This window comes from Flagellimonas rhodophyticola (genome assembly GCF_049332665.1).
Taxonomy (GTDB): Bacteria; Bacteroidota; Bacteroidia; order Flavobacteriales; family Flavobacteriaceae; genus Flagellimonas.
The window spans coordinates 1317548-1337951 of sequence record NZ_CP186326.1 but is presented as its reverse complement, the minus strand read 5'-3'; the positions used below and the strand labels follow the sequence as shown (position 1 = coordinate 1337951).

18 protein-coding genes are annotated in these 20404 nt (G+C 39.3%); 4 read left to right on the top strand and 14 right to left on the bottom strand.

Features of this window, described 5'->3' with window-relative positions; genetic code table 11:
* Positions 1 to 8 precede the first annotated feature (8 nt).
* Both ACOKFG_RS05975 and ACOKFG_RS05970 read right to left on the bottom strand, forming a co-directional pair.
* Positions 9 to 1844 (bottom strand): SLC13 family permease, encoded by a 1836-nt coding sequence (locus ACOKFG_RS05975; RefSeq protein WP_298793997.1) that lies wholly within the window; start codon positions 1842 to 1844, stop codon positions 9 to 11.
* Positions 1845 to 1864: 20 nt separating this feature from the next.
* Positions 1865 to 2656 carry a universal stress protein gene (locus tag ACOKFG_RS05970; RefSeq protein ID WP_298793996.1) on the bottom strand — a complete coding sequence of 264 codons (792 nt, stop codon included), beginning with the start codon at positions 2654 to 2656 and terminating at the stop codon, positions 1865 to 1867.
* 252 nt (positions 2657 to 2908) lie between these two features.
* Here ACOKFG_RS05970 and ACOKFG_RS05965 point away from each other — a divergent pair, with 252 nt between their 5' ends.
* Positions 2909 to 3634, top strand: coding sequence for an energy transducer TonB (locus ACOKFG_RS05965; RefSeq protein ID WP_298793995.1), 726 nt, complete (start codon positions 2909 to 2911; stop codon positions 3632 to 3634).
* A gap of 24 nt (positions 3635 to 3658) precedes the next feature.
* Here the strand turns inward: ACOKFG_RS05965 and ACOKFG_RS05960 are convergent, their stop codons facing one another.
* Together ACOKFG_RS05960 and ACOKFG_RS05955 are read right to left on the bottom strand one after the other, a co-directional pair.
* Positions 3659 to 4876 (bottom strand): succinylglutamate desuccinylase/aspartoacylase domain-containing protein, encoded by a 1218-nt coding sequence (locus ACOKFG_RS05960; protein ID WP_299487955.1) that lies wholly within the window; start codon positions 4874 to 4876, stop codon positions 3659 to 3661.
* A 1-nt stretch (position 4877) separates the two neighbouring features.
* A complete protein-coding gene (locus ACOKFG_RS05955) occupies positions 4878 to 6722 on the bottom strand; it encodes a CBS domain-containing protein (RefSeq protein WP_422862030.1) in 1845 nt (614 codons plus the stop codon).
* Between the two features lie 156 nt (positions 6723 to 6878).
* Here ACOKFG_RS05955 and hemN point away from each other — a divergent pair, with 156 nt between their 5' ends.
* Positions 6879 to 8237 (top strand): oxygen-independent coproporphyrinogen III oxidase, encoded by a 1359-nt coding sequence (hemN, locus tag ACOKFG_RS05950; RefSeq protein WP_422862029.1) that lies wholly within the window; start codon positions 6879 to 6881, stop codon positions 8235 to 8237.
* 18 nt (positions 8238 to 8255) lie between these two features.
* Positions 8256 to 9077: a universal stress protein gene (locus ACOKFG_RS05945; protein ID WP_299487961.1), complete on the top strand. Its 822-nt coding sequence runs from the start codon at positions 8256 to 8258 to the stop codon at positions 9075 to 9077.
* Positions 9078 to 9156: 79 nt separating this feature from the next.
* On the opposite strand, the gene ACOKFG_RS05940 is transcribed toward ACOKFG_RS05945, so the two are convergent.
* From ACOKFG_RS05940 to ACOKFG_RS05895, 10 genes are all read right to left on the bottom strand, one after another.
* Positions 9157 to 10425 (bottom strand): acetyl-CoA hydrolase/transferase C-terminal domain-containing protein, encoded by a 1269-nt coding sequence (locus ACOKFG_RS05940; RefSeq protein WP_299487962.1) that lies wholly within the window; start codon positions 10423 to 10425, stop codon positions 9157 to 9159.
* A 38-nt stretch (positions 10426 to 10463) separates the two neighbouring features.
* Positions 10464 to 11174 carry a sulfite exporter TauE/SafE family protein gene (locus tag ACOKFG_RS05935; protein ID WP_422862028.1) on the bottom strand — a complete coding sequence of 237 codons (711 nt, stop codon included), beginning with the start codon at positions 11172 to 11174 and terminating at the stop codon, positions 10464 to 10466.
* Positions 11175 to 11177: 3 nt separating this feature from the next.
* A complete protein-coding gene (locus tag ACOKFG_RS05930) occupies positions 11178 to 11624 on the bottom strand; it encodes a FixH family protein (RefSeq protein ID WP_298793988.1) in 447 nt (148 codons plus the stop codon).
* Between the two features lie 11 nt (positions 11625 to 11635).
* A complete protein-coding gene (gene ccoG, locus ACOKFG_RS05925; RefSeq protein ID WP_299174967.1) occupies positions 11636 to 13045 on the bottom strand; it encodes a cytochrome c oxidase accessory protein CcoG in 1410 nt (469 codons plus the stop codon).
* Between the two features lie 64 nt (positions 13046 to 13109).
* Positions 13110 to 14009 carry a cbb3-type cytochrome c oxidase N-terminal domain-containing protein gene (locus ACOKFG_RS05920; RefSeq protein ID WP_298793986.1) on the bottom strand — a complete coding sequence of 300 codons (900 nt, stop codon included), beginning with the start codon at positions 14007 to 14009 and terminating at the stop codon, positions 13110 to 13112.
* A gap of 4 nt (positions 14010 to 14013) precedes the next feature.
* Positions 14014 to 14199, bottom strand: coding sequence for a CcoQ/FixQ family Cbb3-type cytochrome c oxidase assembly chaperone (locus tag ACOKFG_RS05915; protein ID WP_136467587.1), 186 nt, complete (start codon positions 14197 to 14199; stop codon positions 14014 to 14016).
* A gap of 3 nt (positions 14200 to 14202) precedes the next feature.
* The gene (gene ccoN, locus ACOKFG_RS05910) at positions 14203 to 16404 is read right to left on the bottom strand and encodes a cytochrome-c oxidase, cbb3-type subunit I (RefSeq protein ID WP_422862027.1); all 2202 of its coding nucleotides are present in this window, start codon (positions 16402 to 16404) and stop codon (positions 14203 to 14205) included.
* A 2-nt stretch (positions 16405 to 16406) separates the two neighbouring features.
* On the bottom strand, positions 16407 to 16616 hold the full coding sequence (gene ccoS, locus ACOKFG_RS05905) for a cbb3-type cytochrome oxidase assembly protein CcoS (protein ID WP_299487972.1): 210 nt from the start codon (positions 16614 to 16616) through the stop codon (positions 16407 to 16409).
* Between the two features lie 58 nt (positions 16617 to 16674).
* Positions 16675 to 17127 carry a hypothetical protein gene (locus ACOKFG_RS05900; protein ID WP_299487975.1) on the bottom strand — a complete coding sequence of 151 codons (453 nt, stop codon included), beginning with the start codon at positions 17125 to 17127 and terminating at the stop codon, positions 16675 to 16677.
* The gene (locus ACOKFG_RS05895; protein WP_299487978.1) at positions 17117 to 19516 is read right to left on the bottom strand and encodes a heavy metal translocating P-type ATPase metal-binding domain-containing protein; all 2400 of its coding nucleotides are present in this window, start codon (positions 19514 to 19516) and stop codon (positions 17117 to 17119) included. Before ACOKFG_RS05895 ends, ACOKFG_RS05900 begins: the two co-directional genes overlap by 11 nt.
* 119 nt (positions 19517 to 19635) lie before the next feature.
* Here ACOKFG_RS05895 and ACOKFG_RS05890 point away from each other — a divergent pair, with 119 nt between their 5' ends.
* The gene (locus ACOKFG_RS05890) at positions 19636 to 20325 is read left to right on the top strand and encodes a Crp/Fnr family transcriptional regulator (protein WP_298793981.1); all 690 of its coding nucleotides are present in this window, start codon (positions 19636 to 19638) and stop codon (positions 20323 to 20325) included.
* Positions 20326 to 20404: the final 79 nt, after the last annotated feature.

Sequence of the window (20404 nt, the reverse complement as noted above, 5' to 3'; positions counted from 1 at the left end):
TTAAAAGGTTAAAAGCTCCATATAATAGGAACCAATACTAGTGTTGTTATAAAGAACAGGAGAAGCAATGGCCCTCCCACCTTTACATAATCAATAAATCGATATCCACCTGAGGAAAGTACCATGGCATTGGTGGTTGTTCCTACAGGGGTCAAAAATGCGGTTGAAGCACTTACGGCCACCGCGATCATAAATGGTTTTGGGGATACCCCAAGTGTTGTTGAAGCCATAATGGCAATGGGAGCCATAAGCACTGCGGTAGCTGAATTATTAATGGTCTGACTAAACGTTGTAGTCAACAAGAATATCCCTGCCAACATTGCAGTTGGGTGAATACTACCTAGTGCGTCTACCAAACTGTTTGCGGCCAACTGGGCAGCTCCAGTTTTTTGAAGTGCCAAACCCATTGGAATCATAGCGGCAATCATTATTACACTTGTCCAACTAATCCCTTTGTATGCTTTGGTAATGGGAACACAGCCTGTAAGCATCATAATTCCCGCACATATCAATGCTGCAATAGCTCCTGGCAGTATCTTGAGCACCAAAAGCAAAATCATCAGAATCAAAGTTGTCAAAGCAATATAGCTTCGAGCTGTGAGGACATCGACATTTTTTGAAAGTGCTTCGGGGCTTCCCGAAATCACCAAGTTCTCGTAGACAGCGGTCAAGGCATCAATGTTTTCCCATTGACCTCTTATAACAAATGCGTCACCGGCCTTGATCTTTATTTTTCCGGTCAACGGTGTGTTGTTTCGTGATGCGGCCAACAGCTGAACTCCTGTTTGCTTTAAATAATGGCCCAGTGGCACTGTCTTTCCTACAAATACTGATTTAGGGGTTATTATCATTTCGGCCATGCCAACTTCTTGATTGATCAGTTCATTTTTTAAGCTTTCTTTCTCTGGTTTCAACGGAATCACCCCTAAATGAAATTTCAAAATGAATTTGTCCACATCCTCAACTTCTCCTTTAATAGTGATAATATCGTGATATCGCATTTCGGTATCGTGTTCGGGCATCTCCACAAACTCATGCACTCTTTGCAATGGATTGGGGTGTCTGCGCTTTAAGCGCATCAACGAAACTTTGTGTGTCTCTTCAAAGTTCCAATCGCCTACTTTGGTATTTATAAAAGGTGACATGGAACGTATCCGAAGTCGATAAAGGTTATCTCCAATACTATAGTTTTCCATCCATTTGTGCATTTCTTGGTCGATGGCCATTGGTTTGTTCTTAGTGCTATGACTTGGCAACAAACGATACCCAACATAGCGGAAATAGATTATGGAAATCAAAAGCAATGGTAGACCAATAAGAGCAAATTCAAAGAACGAGAAGCCTTCCAATCCGTTTTCCATCAGGGCATTGCTTGCGATAATATTCGGAGGTGTTCCAGTTAAAGTAAGCAACCCCCCGGTATTGGAACCAAAAGCAACGGGCATCAATAATTTAGAAGGTAGGGTTCCAGCACTCCAAGCTGCCGTGACCGTAACAGGCAGCAAGGCTGCTACGGTACCAGTATTGCTGACAAATCCCGACAACAAACTAGAACCCAAAGTTACTATCACCAACAAACGCGGAATACTATTCTTAGCCCATTTTACAAAGTAGCGCCCGGCGATAGCTGTCCAACCTGTCCTCGATAAACCTTCACCAATAATAAACAAGGCTGCAATCATGATTACCGTGGTGTTGCTAAACCCTGACAAAGTCTCGGTAATATCCAATATTCCAGAAAGGTAAAGTGACAACATGGACATTAGTGCAACAACATCGGGCGGAAATTTGCCCCATATAAAAAGTGCAATTGTAATACCTAGTATTACCAACAATGTGAGCATAACTTTTTTGTTACGATGAATTAATCCAAGGTCAAAACCGGAATTTCTGAGTGTAGGGTCAAAAGCTTTGTCAATCGTCCTTCCGACGGTGTGCTCATTCTTGTATGGTTTCGAGGTAAAATGGCCAGAAGGTCAATGTTTTTCTTGTTGATATAGTCCAAAATCCCCGCTTCCACATCTTGGTTTTTTGTAAATGCGTGCTCCTCATAAAAATGTTCCAGATAATACTCCAACAGATTTTCAGTGCTTTCCACTACAGATTCTTCAGCGTAGACGGACTTTTTATATATGGTAAGTGCGTGCACTCTCGAATTAAACGTGCGGGATATATCCAATAAAGTTTTTAACACCTTCTTGTCATCAATCTCCTCTTTCCCCATTACCAAGGCAATATCCTTGGGTTCTTTTATTTCACAGCCAAAAGGAATGGATATTACCGGGCAATTCGCTTCCAGAACAAGTCTGGATGTATTGGTAATGGCTTCATCTGTTACCTGATCTCCCATAGTTCCCATCATTATCAAATTGGCATAATATTCTTCCCTAGCCAATAAAATGGATTCTATTACTTCGCCGGTTTTACTTATAAAGACCGGTGCTTTTTTTACCTTTTTTTTAAATGAACCAAGGATTTTTCCAAAATCAGTTTTAAGCGCATCCATCTCTGATTTTGATATTGGCATTGTGGACACATAAAGTGCATTTATATCGACCCCTCGATTGGGCCCGACAAAATTTACTACATATTGTAAAGCGTTTATGGAAGCTTCAGAAAAATCGAATGGAACTAAAATTTTATCTATACTACTCATACCTAAAATATTAAATTGAACAAATCTTCAGTTCAAAAGTAGAGTTGGCCCTCGATTTAAAATATGACGGAAGTCATGTTTCGACATTGTCGCAACAAACTATCCACACCTTGGTCCCATTATAATATAGTATTATGTGTTAAAATCATTTATTGAGCTAAGCAGCTCTGAATTCCAACGATTTAGCTGATTATTATCATGTTTTTTGCTCTTGGTGTTATCTAACTTTATCTCTAACAAATAAGATGAGTCATGAAACCAAAAAAGAATCCAAACGCAGATATTGGCCGCAATAGCAGTCTTTATTTTATGATTGGTCTTACCTCGGTACTTTTTGTCACTTGGCAGTCGTTAGAGGTGAAGACATACGACAAAGAATCCATGGCTTTGAATACCATCGAAGTCATTGATGACCTAAAAGAGGATGTTCCTATAACGGAAATGGTTAGAACCACACCTCCGCCTCCGCCACCTTCTGCTCCTGATTTAATAGAAATTGTAGAAGACGTGGAGGATATACAAGAAACCGTCATTGAAAGCACGGAAAGTAGCCAGGACCTATATATTGAAGATGCGGTGGTCCGAGTAGACGATGTGGATGTTGAAGAAGTCGAGGAAGATATTGTGGTCCCTTTTGCCATGGTAGAATATGTTCCTGTGTTTCCAGGATGTGAAATTTATGAGACCCAGGAGGAACGTAAAGAATGTTTCAACCAAAAGGTACAGCAACATATTATTGCCAATTTCAAATACCCACAGGCTGCATTGGAAATGCGTATTTCAGGAAAGGTTTTTCTACAATTTGAGATAAATACCGAAGGTTATGTGAGTAATATCCAGAAACGTGGACCTGATAGACTTTTAGAGCGGGAGGCCGTTCGAATAATTGCCTCTTTACCTCAAGTAAAGCCTGGAATACAAAGAGGAAAACCCGCTAAAGTAAAGTATGCTATACCTATTAACTTCTCCATACAATAGAAACGGCAATGGTACAGAGGCCCTTTAGTGTGGGCCTCTTTTTTTATTCTTGAACCATTTAGTCTCGGCATAATCTTCCCTTTTCGATACTATCTCCCTGCTTTTGATTACCATATATCTACGGTCGTATTGCCTAGCTCGATAACCCAACAAATGAAAAAATGACTTGGCCATGAATCTGGCAATTTTTTGATTCACCATCATGTTTCCCTTCTCTTTGGATTTCCAAGTAATTCCTGGCAATTGTACCAAAAGATGGTCAATTTTAAATCGTCTGAGTCCTTTCGAAAACCAAAGAAGCACTTTGGGAATAGATCGGATAAAATAAAACCCCTCGCTTCCCTGGTCCTGATATAACGGCATAAAAATTTGTCTTTTACGAAGGGTTTCATTGACAGTTCCATTGTAGTATGCAATACTAGTTCCCTTAGGAATATGCTGAAAATTCACAAAGCCAGGAAGCATTCTAAATTCGCTTTTTGATTCTATTAGGTGCTGGTAATAAATTTCATAAAAGATTGGCAAAGAATTATATGCTGGATAATTTTTGTTCATCAAAACTGGTTTTTGATGTTCTTTTAAATCCACAGTTTCCGTTAAACAAAGTGTATATCGGATAAAATTCTTGCAATTTTCGACAGCCTTTGGATCATCATGTTGACCACTCTCGTAGCCCAACGAAACATATCCCATATCGTTGATATAACTTAAAAGCGCACCTTCCAGATATTCCTCTATTCCAAGAATAATGGGCAAGGGATAGTTGGAAGCAAATTTTCGGTTGAGCAAACTATCATTTAAAACAACAAACGGTATGGTATCACTCGAAGTGGTATGTAAATCGATAAAGTAAAAAGGCGGCTTTCCGTTTGCTAAAATATTTAGCAGTAAATTATTCAACTGCAATAGTTCTTCTTCCTCTGGACCGCATTCACCATTCTTTGATTGGATTTCCTCAATTCTTTTTGGAATCCATATCCTGTTCAAATCCTCCGTTTGGAATCTTACATTTTTGGCAAGGGCCTTAAGGTTTCCGGCAATGGCATAGATTTCCCCTTTTATAAGGCTGCGATCCCGTTCCAGTTCTTTTAAAACAGAATTTAGTGCTAAAACTCCCGCATGTTCGTTTCCATGGATTCCAGCAAAGAAAACAAGTGTTGGTCCCTTCCCTTTACCTATAACATGCCCAATCAGTCGTTGGGCACAAACGGGTTCTTTAACTGAAGCTTGCAGTATTGACATATTATATATCAACTTTGCTGATTATGCCAACTAAACTAGAGCCTGAACACACCGGCAAACATCCAATTTGATAGTCTTTCATAAGTTTTTTTGCCACATCTATCTTGGTTCTAGGCCTTACTGTCACCACTTTTTTGATCATAATGTCAGCAACTTTGGCATGATTGTCTTGCATATTACCCAACTTTTCTATGTGGCTCCAAGTTAAAAGGCCGACCAATTCTCCTTTGCTATTTTCTACGGGTAAATGGTGTATATTATTCCATTGCATTATGGATATGGCCAAATTCGCAAAATCATCTTCATAGAGTTTCATTAGCTTAGTTGACATTATTTGTTCTACCCATTGAAAAGTTTTATTCGCCTTTACCACCTTCTCAATGTTTGGCCATAAGTGGACAGGTAGATTATCCTTTTGATTTTTGTACATGGCACTGGTCAATTCCACTAGGGCGGTGTCAGGTTTCATTTGTTTTCGGAGTCTTCTGAAATTCCTAACCTGCCATTCCGCTCCTGTGCCTCCTTTTGTTCTGGCCTCAATAATTCCCAAAAGGTGATTTATGTCTTTCTCCTCAACATTATACTTTTTTAATCCACTATACGCTATTGGCAAAAGTTCCTCCCTAATCAACTTTTTTAGAGTCATAGGTTTACCTAGCCATGAAAGTATCGTCTGTCTGCCATTTGTGGCAGATTTCATAAAATTCAACTTGGCTTCCCTGAAATCCATAATGGAAGAAATACTGTCATACTTCTCAGGTCTACCGACCATTAAACCGACCCAAAATGCAAAATTTGCCATTTGGTCTATTACAGAAGGCCCTGAAGGAATGTACCTATTCTCAATACGCAAGTGAGGTTTGCCATTTCCAACTCCATAGCAAGGTCGATTCCATCTATAAACTGTTCCATTAAAAAGGTTCAATGCCTCCAACTTGGGAATCGCTCCATTTTCGAGTACTAAAAGTGAATTTTGTTTTATTGGTTTGGTCAAAAGAATGCGATGGGTTGAGATATCTTCTTTAAAAATTTCAACAACGGATTTTTTTTGCCAATGTTCTCCAAAACTTACCCTTGCAACCTGCTCTTTAGGCAAATGACTCCATTTTCGGGTATCCAAACTTTGCTGAAAAAGGGCAATACGTGTCTCTTTCCAAAGTTCTCTACCCATCAACAAAGGTGAATTACATGAAATACCAAGAACAGGCCCCGCAATTGCTTGGGCCCAATTGTAGCTTTTTACAAAATCATCGGATGCAACCTGAAGGTGTAGTTGAAAACTAGTATTGCAGGCCTCGAAGAGCACCGAATCATGATGTAATGACAGTTCATCAACTCCTTTTATTTTAAGCGTGAAATGATCGCCTCTCCACGCGGTCAAAACATCATTTATTTTATAATACCGTGGGATTGGGGTCATAAAATCTATCCCAAGTTCATTTTTGCTTATAGTAGGCAGTATTCCGGTCAATACCACCTTAGCATCCATTTTTTTCGCCTTAGATGCTGCTTTTCCCAGCAACTCCCTGAGTTGTTTCTCTACTTTGGGGAAACAATTTTTGTCCAACTCAAAAGGGTCAAGATTAGCTTCCAAGTTGTAGCTTGCCAATTCCGTTGTAAAATGGGGGTCACCAATTTTTTCAATAAGGTCAAGTGATATTGCCGAAGGTCTAAAATCTGAATTGACGAGACACATTTCTTGTTCAGCCCCAATTCTAACCATATCGTTTTCTATCAATCCCTGTTTCACAATAATTTCCAGGGCTTTGACATCATCAATTAAATGTTGAACAAAAGCTTTGCGTTCGGCTAGGTCAAATTTACCTTGTATAATATGCTCTCCCATATCAGTGAATTGACTCCAATTTGATATGGACTAAACTACAAAGCCCTCAGGCCTTAAAATATGATACATGTCATGCGAAAGATTGCCCGAGACTGACAATTATCATGTTTTTTGACTGCTTGCAAAACTACTTTTGAACTATTATAGAAATCAATTATGTGCCAATTAGTTCAAAAATATAATGTCCCGGGTCCTCGCTATACCAGTTACCCCACAGTGCCCTATTGGGATTTGGAAAACTTCTCGGGAAAATTATGGAAATCAAGTGTACTCAAGGCTTATAAAGAAAGTCCTGAAGAAGGTATAAGCCTGTATATCCACCTCCCCTTCTGCGAGAGTATGTGCACTTTTTGTGGGTGCCATAAGCGCATTACCAAGCGTCATGAACTAGAATTACCATATATCAAAACTGTTTTAAAAGAGTGGAGTTTATATGTTGAACTTCTGGGCGCAAAACCAATTATAAAAGAGCTGCATTTAGGAGGAGGAACTCCAACCTTCTTTTCCCCAGAAAACCTGACATTACTTATTGAGGGAATCCTTCGCAATAGCAAAAAAGCATCGGATGCCCAGTTTAGTTTTGAAGGGCATCCCAACAATACGACCAAAGAACATTTACAAGCTCTTTTCAATGTTGGATTCAAAAGGGTATGTCTAGGTGTTCAAGATTATAGCATCGTCGTACAAAAGGCAATAAACAGGATTCAACCTTTCGAAAATGTCAAAAAAGTAACTGAATGGGCACGGGAAATCGGGTATACCTCTGTTGGACATGATATTATATACGGATTACCTTTTCAAACCTTGGAAGATGTAAAACATACTATCGCCAAGACCAATGCCCTAAAGCCTGACCGCATTGCTTTTTATAGCTATGCTCATGTTCCGTGGCTAAAAGGAAATGGGCAACGTGGTTTTAAGGAAGAAAACCTTCCCTCATCCCACGAAAAGAAAATGCAATATGAACTCGGTAAAAAAATGCTTACTGAGGCAGGGTACAAAGACATAGGGATGGATCATTTTGCCTTACCCTCCGATGGTCTGTATTCGGCTTTACTACAAGGAACACTGCATAGAAATTTTATGGGTTATACCCCTTCGAAAACCAAGTTAATGCTAGGGTTGGGAGTATCCAGCATAGGGGACAGTTGGTATGGATTCGCCCAAAATGTAAAAAGTTTAGAAGAATACGAACATTTGGTTGAACATGGGGTATTGCCCATTTTCAGAGGGCATTGCTTAACAAAAGAGGATGAAATTATAAGAACACACATTCTTAATCTAATGTGTCAATTCAAAACTGAATTGACCTATGAAGAGAGAGAAACCATTGATTTTGATAAAGTAATCGAAAACTTATCTGAACTCCAGTCGGATGGCCTGGTAACTATTGAGGCCAATACTGTTAGCGTTACCAAAAAGGGAAGACCTTTCATTCGAAACATTAGCATGGCCTTTGATTTAAAATTACACCGAAAAAAACCTGAAACCAGGTTGTTTTCCATGACCGTTTAATCTTAAAACCCAAGTCCAATGAAAAGTATTATCGTACCCGTAGATTTTTCAGAACAATCAGAAAAAGCACTAAAAGTAGCTGCAAATTTGGCAAAAGATCATGATGCCGAACTCTTGGTACTTCATATGCTCGAACTCTCTCCTAGCATCATGGGCGATACAGGGTATGTATCCCAGGAGCAAGTTGTACATCTCATTAAAGTTGGAGAAAAACGATTCACTGAATTTTTGGACAAACCTTATATGAAGGATGTAAAGGTTATACCCGTCATTAAACATTATAAAGTTTTCAGTGAGGTGAACGAGTTGGCGGAAAAACATAATGCCGATCTTATTGTAATGGGTTCTCATGGCACAGATGGACTCAAAGAGGTTTTTATTGGTTCCAACACCGAGCGTGTAGTTCGAACTTCCGATATCCCAGTACTCGTTATTAAGGGTGAAAATGGACGATTCAAAGTAGAACGTTTTGTCTTTGCCTGTGATTTTAAGGAAGAAAATGTCCAAGCACTTAAAAAGGCTGTTGAGATTGCCAAACTATTTAAAGCCGAACTGCATTTGGTCTATATCAACACCCCCGGAGATGAATTTTTGAGTACCGAAGATGCTTATAACAGAATATCAAAATTCCTCAACATAGCTACATTAGGATTTAATGTTGAAATCTATAATGATTATACCGTTGAAAAAGGGGTTCTTAACTATAGTGAATCAGTCGCGGCTGATCTTATAGGAATACCAACCCACGGAAGAAGAGGACTATCACATTTTTTCATGGGAAGTATTGGTGAGGATATTGCCAATCATTCTCAAACGCCTGTGATAACTTTTAAAATTTAGCTTTGGTTTAGTTGTAGGTTGTTGTGTACAATCTGAGAAAAGGAGGCCGAATGGCCTCCTTTTTTTATATAACCAATCGCTAACCCTTGAACCTATCAAAAGCAGCTCTTTCCAAACTTTCTTGATGGTCTGGGTGTGCAATGGATATCAATGCTTTGGCACGTTGTTGCAGGTTTTTGCCATATAAGTTAACTACTCCGTACTCAGTTGCCACATGGTGCACATGGGCCCGGGTCGTAGTGACTCCGGCTCCCTCCTTTAAAAAAGGAACTAGTTTCGAAACCCCTTTTTTAGTAGTGGATGATATCGCAAAAATTGGTTTTCCTCCTTCGGACAGTGATGCTCCTCGAATAAAATCCATTTGGCCACCAACACCTGAAAATTGATAACTCCCAATAGTATCAGCACAAACTTGCCCCGTTAAATCTATTTCAATGGCGCTGTTAATGGCAGTAACCTTTGGGTTTCTTCTAATTCTTGCGGTATCATTCGTATAGCCGGAATCTCTAAAATCGCAAATTGGATTATCATCTATGAAATCATACAATTTTCGAGAACCTACAGCAAAACAACTAACAATCTTTCCGTTTTTGACTACTTTATCTTCTCCTGTAATTATCCCATTTTCTATTAATGGCAATACTCCATCAGAAAACATTTCAGTATGAATTCCTAAACGTTTATGATTGTTTAAATTGGCCAATACTGCATTGGGTATATTTCCTATTCCCATTTGCAAGGTTGCCCCATCTTCAATCAATGAAGCGACATTGATACCGATTTTTTCTTCTATCAAGGATATATCTCCCGGTTCGTGTTCGTGAATAGGCCTATTTACCTCAGCCGCCAATTCTATTTGATCAATATGGATTATTCCTGTTCCATGTGTCCTGGGAACATTGGGGTTTATCTGTGCAACTATTTTTTTAGCTGTTCGAATTGCGGGAAGTGCCACATCGACAGAAACTCCAAGGGAACAATATCCATGCTTATCTGGACTTGAAACTTGAATAAAAGCAACATCCAGCGGTAAAATATTTCGTTTAAAAAGCCATGGTATTTCACTTAGGAATATGGGAATATATCCGGCATGCGGTGTATTCACACTTTGCCTTACATTTCCACCAACAAAACAAGAGTTTAATGTAAATGCATCGCTATAGGGCTCTTGAACGTATTTTGCTCCTCCTTCGGTGTGGATTGAGATAACCTCAACATTTTTCAGCTCTTTGTAACGATTACAAAGAGCATCTATAAGTTCATTTGGGGTCATTGCGGCTCCTTGGAAAAAGACCCGATCACCGGATTTGACCACACTTACTGCTTCCTCTAATGATGTAATTCTCATTTGCTATGTTTTATCTTATTTTATGGCTAGGAATTCGCCTATGGCTGATGGCATTCTATGCCTGAAGATACCGAATCTGTTGAAACTTGTTTTGGAGATACATACGGGATTCCCAGCCCCAATCCTCTTATAATAAATAGAGCTCCAATAAGAACCACAAACACAGGAATTAATTTCCGCAATCCAGTCTTTACAGGGTTATTGAATAGTGTTTTGGAAAATACCACTGCTGTCATTAATGGAATAGTGCCCGCACCGAATAAAACCATATATAGTCCGCCTTCAAACGCATTACCGTAGGCAATCGCACCTAAAACGGCCATGTAAACCAAACCGCAGGGTAAAAATCCATTCAAAAATCCTATTGTGAGGAACGTGTCCGGTGTTTTCTTCTTAAGCTCAGACCCTAATCTAGATTTGATTTTGGTAAGGATGGTATAAATGGGTTTTGATAATTTATTCCCCATAAAATACCTACTTGGGAGCACTACCAAAAGAATCATTATTATGCCAATAGCAATAGATAGTTTTTGTTGGATTCCAAATAAAGAGAGCCCCTTACCTAAAAGACCAAATAGGATTCCTATAATACCGTAGGCCAAAAGTCGCCCGGAATGATAAATAAAAATCTGGCCTAACTTTTTACTATTGTTTTTATGATCAAGCGGCAATAAAAAGGCAATGGGGCCGCACATGCCCAAGCAATGCAGACTTCCCAAAAAACCTAATATGAATGCTGATGCCAACATATTCTAATATGTCAATCGTTCTTTAAACAAAAATTTGTTCCCTTCGTATTCCCATTTTACAGTAATGTCCCAGCGACCGTCCACCAAGCTATTGTCAGGTATGAGCAAATGTGTTTTGGACAAACTTAAAGGAAAGTCTACATCCAAATGCTTGTTAGACGGTCTATAAAGGGACACTATTCCCTTGATTTTTTTAGGGTCAAATTTTTCTGGAAAGAAGATGGTTATCCCCTCTTCCGATTTTTCAAGTTTAAGCTCCGCATCCAATTCTATTGCTGATTTGGATGCATCAATTTCTTTCTGATAGGCCAACTCCTGTTTATAGTATTCCTCAGTGACCAAATCGTGATTTGCATGATTATCAGTGCTCATACGAATTACGAAATAGAGAATAAATGCTATAAAAGCGATGAATGCTATAACTATACCTGTTCCCCAGTTTATTTTCATCTTATTATTTTTTAATTATAACTTCTAGGAGCCAAAAATTGGGTCACTGTGGTCTCTATAAGTTTATCACCACTGTAAACTCCAATTTTCAATTTATCCTTATCTTTTGTAAGTGCTGAATTATTAATCTCAATAAATAATGTTCCCTCGGAAATTTCTTCTGGTGGCACCTTGAACTCTTCCTTTGATACAATTCGTATTGTTCCCTTATGGGATAATAGCTTAAAGCTTACACCATCAATTTCGTTTGAGGTCTTATTTACCAACTTATAGGTATATACATTACTAATTATATTATCCGCTTTTCGCTCATACAATTGTCCTGGCAATCTTAAAATATTTGCTTCCACATCATTTCTTAGGAATAACATCCCAATTAAAATACCGGTCAATACAAATAATACAGCGGTGTATCCCTTCATCCTGGCTGTAAACTTGAATTTCGACTTCTTGTTTATCTCATCTTCACTCGCATAACGAATCAGCCCGCGTGGCTTTTTAATACTGTCCATAATGTGATCGCACTCGTCGATACAAGCAGTGCAGTTCACGCATTCTAACTGGGTTCCATTTCTTATGTCTATTCCGGTTGGGCAGACATTTACACATTGAAAACAATCAATACAGTCGCCATTGCCCAATGCATCCCGGTCTTCGTTCTTACGAAACTTTTTACGTCCATTATCTCCTTCTCCTCTTTTGTGGTCGTAGGCCACAACAATAGATTTATCATCCAACAAAACTCCTTGAAGTCTTCCATATGGACAGGCTATTATACAGACTTGTTCACGAAACCATGCAAAGACAAAATAAAAGACCGCGGTAAAAATCAATAAGGGAACCATGGTCTCCAAGTGCGCCATTGGACCATCGAACACGTATTGTATCAATTCATCACTTCCAATCAAGTAGGCCAGAAAAATGTTAGCTATTAAAAATGAAATGATGAAAAAGATGGTCCATTTCAATAGTCTTTTTCGAATTTTTCTTGCGTTCCAAGGCGATTTATCCAATCGTATCTGTGCTCCTCTATCTCCGTCAATCCAAAATTCTATCCTTCGGAAAACCATTTCCATAAAAATGGTCTGGGGGCACATCCATCCACAAAAAATACGTCCGTAGGCAACCGTAAATAGAGCAACAAAAATTATTCCGGCTATCATGGAAACTACAACCAAATGAAAGTCTTGTGGCCAGAAAGGGAATCCAAAGATGTTAAACCGTCGCTCCAACACGTTGAACAGCAAAAACTGGTGTCCATTGATCTTTACAAACGGAGCTGCAAACAGAAACAATAGAAGTCCATAGCTCACATATTTGCGGTACTTAAAAAAGCGTCCGCTTGGTTTTTTAGGAAAAATCCACGCACGTTTGCCTTCTTCTGTTATCGTTCCTATGGTATCCCTAAAATTTTCTTCCATTATTCTCCTTCTAAGTTAAGGTCGTGACATTGCTCGACCTGACAACTTCAATACATGGTTATGCCTATTCCTGAGAATCTTCTTGGTTTTCAGGATTGGTCCAAACATCTCCTTCAGGAGCTTTTGGATTTGCTGGCGTGGTACCTTCCATGGTCATAATATAACTTGACACTTGCGCAATTTCCAGTGGTTTTAAGCTTTGCTTCCAGGCAATCATTCCTTTACCATCACGTCCACCTTCGGAAACGGTGCTGAAGATATTTTTGATTCCTCCACCTAAAATCCAGTATTTATCGGTTAAGTTGGGACCAATACCTCCACCTCCATCGGCCATATGACAAGCCACACAATTCGTGGTAAATATTTTTTCACCTGCACTAAGGTCTGCAGCTTCGGACAGAAACTCGACGGTATTGGCATCTACCAAATCCTTAGCCGTCTTCTTATATTCTTCTATAGCCAATCTGGCTTCGGCAACTTCTTGCTCATATTCTTCATCTTGGGTATAATCTCCGGCAACATGAAACCTGACCATATAGACTACACCAAATATGATTGTACCATAAAATAGATATACCCACCAAGGTGGTAATACGTTATCCAACTCCCGTATTCCATCATAATCATGATCCATTATAATTTCGCCCTCACGCTCAATAGACCTACTCTTTGTCAGGTTCTTATAAACTCTTTTGGCCCATTTCCATTCCAATTTCTTGGTTTTAGAAGCCAAATATTTTGCTTTTCCTTCTTCGGAAAGTGTTTGATACATTACATTTTCGATGGAATGTAATATCAGTTCAATAGCAATTAAAATCATCAATACCAATAGCAGGAACAACTGCGTGATTGGATATTCGATAATTGCCGGTTTGTCTCCAGAATCTATGAAGTATTCCATCAATCCAAAAATCAAGAAGAATAGGAATGGAATACGGATCCACCATGGTGTTCTTGTGTTCATAATTTTATAGTTTGTTGTGTTGATCGTTATCTAAAGGCAATTCTCCCATCTCTTTGATGTGTGCTTTGGAAGCAGTAAAAACCCACCAAAACAGCAAAACAAAAAACACGAAGAAGATCAAAAGTGAGATCATAGGGTAACTAGCGATACCCTCAATACTTTCCATATGGTTTTTTACAAATTTCAACATGGCTTATTTGTTTTGAGATAATAATTCTTCTGTTTCCTGAACCTTAATATCTGTACCCAATCGTTGCAGGTATGCAATTAAGGATACGATTTCACGATTGCGCATCTCCACAAAATCCTCACCGTTTTCTTGTGCATACTTTTTGTCCGCTTCGTAAGTCTTGGCGAATTCTGGGTCGGCATACAAATTCTTCTCAATCTGTTCAGCCTGATTTGCCATGGATTGCGGTGCACTTTCAATATCTTCATCGGTATAAGGCACTCCCAATTTCACCATAGCTTCCATTTTACTTTGGACTCCGCTTCTATCGTGTTCATTTTGAACCAACCATTGATACGCCGGCATAATGGAACCCGGTGAAGTTATTTGTGGGTCATACATATGGCTTAAGTGCCAATTGTCTGAATATTTTCCACCTATACGAAGTAAATCGGGGCCTGTTCGTTTACTTCCCCAAAGGAATGGGTGGTCATAAACAAATTCGCCCGCTTTGGCATATTCCCCGTAGCGCTCAACTTCACTTCTAAAAGGTCTTATCATTTGGGAGTGACAACCCACACATCCTTCTCGAATGTATAGGTCACGCCCTTCTAACTCCAAAGGTGTATATGGTTTTACACTTGTGATGGTTGGGATATTAGATTTCACCAAAATTGTTGGTACAATCTGAATTATCCCCCCGATCAGAATAGCTACTGTTGCCAAAATGGTCAACTGTACCGGTTTTCTTTCCAACCAGTTGTGAAATGTTTCCCCGGCAACACGTCTTTTTGAAACCTTGGTCAAAGCAGGAGCTTCTGCCAATTCATCTTCAACCTTGCTTCCTTTTTTGATGGTTACAACCACATTGTATATCATGATAAGCATACCCACAATGAACATGGTTCCTCCAATAGCCCTCATCCAATACATTGGAATGATTTGGGTTACTGTTTCCAAGAAGTTTCCATAAACCAAAGTACCGTCTGGATTAAACTCTTTCCACATCAAAGCTTGGGTAAACCCAGCAACGTACATAGGCAAGGCATACAGAATGATTCCTAAGGTTCCTATCCAGAAGTGAAGGTTCGCCAAACTCTTGGAGTGCAAAGTTGTTTTGAACATTTTGGGCACTAACCAATAAATCATCCCAAATGTGAGGAAGCCATTCCAAGCCAATGCCCCAACATGCACGTGTGCAATAATCCAATCGCTAAAGTGTGCTATGGCATTTACATTTTTCAAGGATAACATAGGGCCTTCAAAAGTGGCCATACCGTAACCGGTGATAGCTACCACCATAAATTTCAATGTGGCATCACTACGTACTTTATCCCACACCCCACGAAGTGTCAATAAACCATTGATCATACCACCCCAGGAGGGTGCAATCAACATAACAGAAAAGGCCACACCTAAATTTTGTGCCCAGTCCGGTAATGATGAATACAACAAATGGTGGGGACCAGCCCAGATATAGATAAATATCAATGACCAAAAGTGAACAATGGACAAACGATAGGAATAGATAGGTCTATTGGCTGCTTTAGGAACAAAATAATACATCAGTCCCAGGAACGGAGTGGTTAAAAAGAAGGCTACCGCATTGTGTCCGTACCACCACTGCACCAAAGCATCCTGAACCCCAGCATAAACCGAGTAACTTTTTAATGCAGAAACCGGTAATTCCAAACTGTTGAAAATATGCAGCACAGCTACGGTCACAAAAGTGGCGAGGTAAAACCAAATGGCCACATACAGGTGACGTTGTCTTCTTTTTAGGATTGTTCCAATGAGGTTCCAGCCAAAAGCTACCCAAACCACTGCGATGGCCAAATCTATAGGCCATTCCAATTCTGCGTACTCTTTTGAGGTAGTGTATCCTAAAGGCAAAGTAATGGCGGCAGCCACAATGATCAGTTGCCATCCCCAAAAATTAAAATTGCTTAAACCATCGCTGAACATCCTTGTTTTAAGCAATCGTTGTGTCGAATAGTAGACTCCCGCAAAAATTGCATTTCCAACAAAGGCAAAAATCACCGCATTGGTGTGAAGGGGACGCAAACGTCCAAAACTTAGCCATGAAATGCCGTCCGTTATGTTGGGAAACAAAAACATAAAGGCCAACAAGAGCCCAACCAGCATTCCAACAACGCCCCATAGCATAGTGGCGTATAAAAACTTTTGTACGATCTTGTTATCGTAGCGAAATTGTTGTATTTCCATATTTATTGGTTTGTACTTTCAGTTTGTTTGATTTCTTGTTTATCCAGAGTGTCTTCATCCGTATCAGTCAAAAGTTCATCTTCGAAAAGCATTCTTACCGAAGGAGTATATGCGTCATCATATTGTCCATTCTTTACGGAAAGGACAAATGCTGCAAAAAAGATAATTGCGACACTAATACTTATGGCCAACAACACATATATAACACTCATACCTATTCTAATCTGGGGTAAAACTACTTTGATGGTTTCTCGAAAAAAATGACATATATCAGCTTTTGTTTTTTATTGTCATCGTTGTCAAAGATTGCTTTTGCATCAGACTCAAAAGAGCAGCAACAATGATGAAATTCTTTCCTATATATTGCCCTAAAAGGGTAGGCACCAAAGGTGGTTCTTGAAAAGACTCGGCAGGAAACAATAGCAATGGCGCGAAGGTCAATGCCATATGGAATAGCGCAACTATGACCACCTGCTTTTTGCAGATGTTCAGAAGTAGACATGCACCAATACCCACTTCCATAATTGCCAATAGCATAATGGAAAGTGAATCTGGCAAGAATCCAAAGGTTAGCTCATGAATAGTATTTTTAGCCAAATCTTCAGCTGGGCTAAGGGTCGGAAAAAACTTTAAGCTCCCAAACCATACATATACCACTCCAATGCTTATTGCCAATATGTTTGACTCTACTTTTTCCTTTATTTTTTCGAGCTTATTCCTCATCGTCATTGTTTTGAATTGGGTTGAGACTCCTGCCCAGTACATTCGTCATTAGGGTAGTAAACACCACGATACTTATGGAACTTAATGGCATCAAAATAGCAGCCACAACAGGTTGTAACTGACCTGTGACCGCAAAGTATAGTCCAACAAGGTTGTAACAGAGTGAAAGGATGAAGCTCATTTTAATAATTGTGATGGCCTTTTGGGAAAACCGAACAAAAATGGGCAGTTTATCAAAATTTGACGCATCCAAAATTCCATCACAGGCAGGAGAAAAAACATTGATATCTTCAGATATGGCTATACCCACATCACTCTGCGCCAATGCGCCCGCATCATTTAACCCATCACCAACCATTAACACTTTATTGGTTTCTTGGAGTCGAGCAATGTATTCTAGTTTGTCCTTTGGTTTTTGATCAAAAAGTAATCTGGTTTTTCCGGGTAGTAATTTTTGAAGCCGTTTTTTTTCTCCATCATTATCTCCTGAGAGGATTCCAATGTCCATCGTTCTTCCAAGTTCATCAAATATCTCTTTGACACCATCGCGATACTTATTTTTAAATACAAACCGTCCTTTGTAATCTTCATCTGCGCTGATATAGACTGCTGTATTCGCATGGGAAGCAATAGTTTCTCTACCGATATACCGAGCAGAACCCACCTTAATACTATGTTCTTTGCTTCGACCTTCTATACCCAAACCGGTTTGTTCCTGGAATTCATGCAAAGTTTCAATATCATTGGTCTTTAGAATATTGTAAAGTGATCTGCTCAGTGGGTGATTGGATGCGCGCAAGGTGGTCTTCAGCAGAGCTTTCTCTTCATCTGTTAACTCTATTCCCTCGTAATTGACAACATCTTTATTAGAAGTGGTAATCGTCCCGGTTTTATCAAAAATGGCCGTATCGACCTTGGCAAGTCTCTCAATTACATTGGTGTTTTTAAGATAAAATCCGCGTTTTCCAAATATGCGAAGCATATTACCCAATGTAAAGGGAGCCGCCAACGCGATAGCACAAGGGCAAGCAATTATCAAAACCGCTGTAAATACGTTGAGCACCATACTGGGCTGATAGAACATCCAAAATATGCTTGCCACTATGGCAATGCTTAAAACCGCAGTGGTAAAACGTTTGCCAATGCTATCAGTTAGTGATTGAAAATTTGACACTTTGTCTTTCTGAAAGATTGAATTCCCCCACAGTTCCGTTAGGTAGCTTTGTGATACGGACTTTAGCACCTCAACTTCAAGAACACCCGAAAGTTGTTTACCTCCCGCAAACAGTTTATCTCCAGATTCCTTAAAAATGGCTTGAGATTCTCCCGTCACGAAGCTGTAATCAATTTCAGCTCCGCCCTTGATCAAAACACAATCAACAGGAATAATTTCCTGGTTCCGTATCAGCAAGCGATCTCCAACTTTTACTTTGTAAACCTGCACACTCTCTTCTTTTCCGTCAGCATTCAATCGCGTAACCGCAATCGGGAAATACGACTTGTAATCTCTTTCAAAAGAGAGAAATGAGTACGTTTTTTGCTGAAAGAACTTCCCTAGTAACAAGAAGAACACCAAACCGGTAAGGCTATCAAAAAAACCGGAACCTAAATCAAAAATGATATCAACAGTACTTCGCAGGAACAGGGTCAATACCCCTAATGCAATGGGCACATCGATGTTTAAAAGTTTGGAACGCAATCCCTTTAGCGCCGACAGGAAATAATCTTGGGCGGCATAAAACACAACAGGAAGCGAAAAGATGAACATCAACCATCTAAACACCTGTTTATATTGATCCAACCAAAACTCTTGTACCTCAAAATACTCTGGAAATGAAAGCAACATTACATTTCCAAAGGCAAAACCGGCCACACCCAACTTGTAGATGAGCGACCTATTCTTTTTTTGACTTTTCTTATTGAATTCTTCCAATGAAATATAAGGTTCATACCCTATGCTACTAAGTAGCATAACCAATGCCTTCAATGAAAAATCCGTAATATCATACGTGACCCGTATAGTCTTTTTCGGAAAATCGACCTGAGAGTTTTTAATGGAAGGGTGTAATCGGGTTAAATTTTCCAAAACCCAAATACAAGAGCTACAATGTATGCTAGGTGTACTTAAGTTAACTACTTGAATATCCTCTTCGTCAAACTCAACAAGTTGTTTTACAATCTCCTGATTATCTAAAAAATCATATTTTTTGGGAGCATGGTTTGGGGTGGTGCCTGCCCTTGCTTCCAAATCATAGAACTTGGAAAGTCCATTCGAAGTGAATATCTCATAAACTGTCTTACAGCCATTGCAGCAGAATTCTTTTTCATCAAAACAAACCCCATCCTTACCACATTGATCCCCACAATGGTAACATATCTTGTTTGTCATCTACATTTGCTTTACCTGTTGCAAATTTGAAGTGCATTTTGATGAAAAAACATGACATTTATCAGTTCTTGTTCAACACTTTAGGCCTAATTTTGTGACATCAGGTAAATTAAAGTGTTATGGAGAGCAGATGTGAAAATTGTATCATTAGACAGTTCAACTCTCTTAGAGCCATGAGCAAAGAGGAGTTAAAGAAGGTATCCGACACAAAGACCACCAAAAAAATCAAAAAGGGCGAACCTCTTTTTGAGGAAGGTGATAAATTAAATGGGGTCTATTGCGTTCGCGAAGGAGTTTCTAAACTTTCAAAACTGAGTGCAAACGGAAAAGATCAAATTGTTAAGCTCGCCACCAAAGGCGAGGTAATTGGTCAACGTTCGGTAATCGCTGAAGAATGCACCAACTTATCCGCAATCGCAGTAAATGATATGGAAGTTTGCTTTATCCCAAAAGAAAGCATCGTTCATACCTTGCAAAAGAATCCAAACTTTACTTTAGAAGTATTGCGTCATATGGCTCATGATCTTAAGGAAGCTGATGATGTTATTGTCAATATTTCGCAAAAAACGGTAAAGCAACGTATTGCCGAAGCTTTTCTGTATCTCAAAAACAATTTTGGGGAGGATGATGAGGGTTTTTTAGCGCTTACGCTTTCACGCGAGGATATATCCAATGTGGTAGGAACGGCGACGGAATCCGCCATCCGAATTATTTCCGAATTCAAGAAAAAAGGGTTGATTCATACTTCGGGCAAAAGAATTGCCATCAAAGATGAACGTAAACTCAATGACATGGTCGAAGGGTTTTAGGTCTGATTATTCCAAAAGCTGACATTTGTCATAGTATACCCTCGTACATCGACTTAATTTTATTCCATCTTTTATTTTT

Excerpts from the sequence above, each read along its gene's own strand:
- ACOKFG_RS05975 (WP_298793997.1), bottom strand. The coding sequence starts at position 1,844 with ATGCTCACATTGTTGGTAATACTAGGTATTACAATTGCACTTTTTATA.
- ACOKFG_RS05970 (WP_298793996.1), bottom strand. The coding sequence starts at position 2,656 with ATGAGTAGTATAGATAAAATTTTAGTTCCATTCGATTTTTCTGAAGCT.
- ACOKFG_RS05965 (WP_298793995.1), top strand. The coding sequence starts at position 2,909 with ATGAAACCAAAAAAGAATCCAAACGCAGATATTGGCCGCAATAGCAGT.
- ACOKFG_RS05960 (WP_299487955.1), bottom strand. The coding sequence starts at position 4,876 with ATGTCAATACTGCAAGCTTCAGTTAAAGAACCCGTTTGTGCCCAACGA.
- ACOKFG_RS05955 (WP_422862030.1), bottom strand. The coding sequence starts at position 6,722 with ATGGGAGAGCATATTATACAAGGTAAATTTGACCTAGCCGAACGCAAA.
- hemN (WP_422862029.1), top strand. The coding sequence starts at position 6,879 with ATGTGCCAATTAGTTCAAAAATATAATGTCCCGGGTCCTCGCTATACC.
- ACOKFG_RS05945 (WP_299487961.1), top strand. The coding sequence starts at position 8,256 with ATGAAAAGTATTATCGTACCCGTAGATTTTTCAGAACAATCAGAAAAA.
- ACOKFG_RS05940 (WP_299487962.1), bottom strand. The coding sequence starts at position 10,425 with ATGAGAATTACATCATTAGAGGAAGCAGTAAGTGTGGTCAAATCCGGT.
- ACOKFG_RS05935 (WP_422862028.1), bottom strand. The coding sequence starts at position 11,174 with ATGTTGGCATCAGCATTCATATTAGGTTTTTTGGGAAGTCTGCATTGC.
- ACOKFG_RS05930 (WP_298793988.1), bottom strand. The coding sequence starts at position 11,624 with ATGAAAATAAACTGGGGAACAGGTATAGTTATAGCATTCATCGCTTTT.
- ccoG (WP_299174967.1), bottom strand. The coding sequence starts at position 13,045 with ATGGAAGAAAATTTTAGGGATACCATAGGAACGATAACAGAAGAAGGC.
- ACOKFG_RS05920 (WP_298793986.1), bottom strand. The coding sequence starts at position 14,009 with ATGAACACAAGAACACCATGGTGGATCCGTATTCCATTCCTATTCTTC.
- ACOKFG_RS05915 (WP_136467587.1), bottom strand. The coding sequence starts at position 14,199 with ATGTTGAAATTTGTAAAAAACCATATGGAAAGTATTGAGGGTATCGCT.
- ccoN (WP_422862027.1), bottom strand. The coding sequence starts at position 16,404 with ATGGAAATACAACAATTTCGCTACGATAACAAGATCGTACAAAAGTTT.
- ccoS (WP_299487972.1), bottom strand. The coding sequence starts at position 16,616 with ATGAGTGTTATATATGTGTTGTTGGCCATAAGTATTAGTGTCGCAATT.
- ACOKFG_RS05900 (WP_299487975.1), bottom strand. The coding sequence starts at position 17,127 with ATGAGGAATAAGCTCGAAAAAATAAAGGAAAAAGTAGAGTCAAACATA.
- ACOKFG_RS05895 (WP_299487978.1), bottom strand. The coding sequence starts at position 19,516 with ATGACAAACAAGATATGTTACCATTGTGGGGATCAATGTGGTAAGGAT.
- ACOKFG_RS05890 (WP_298793981.1), top strand. The coding sequence starts at position 19,636 with ATGGAGAGCAGATGTGAAAATTGTATCATTAGACAGTTCAACTCTCTT.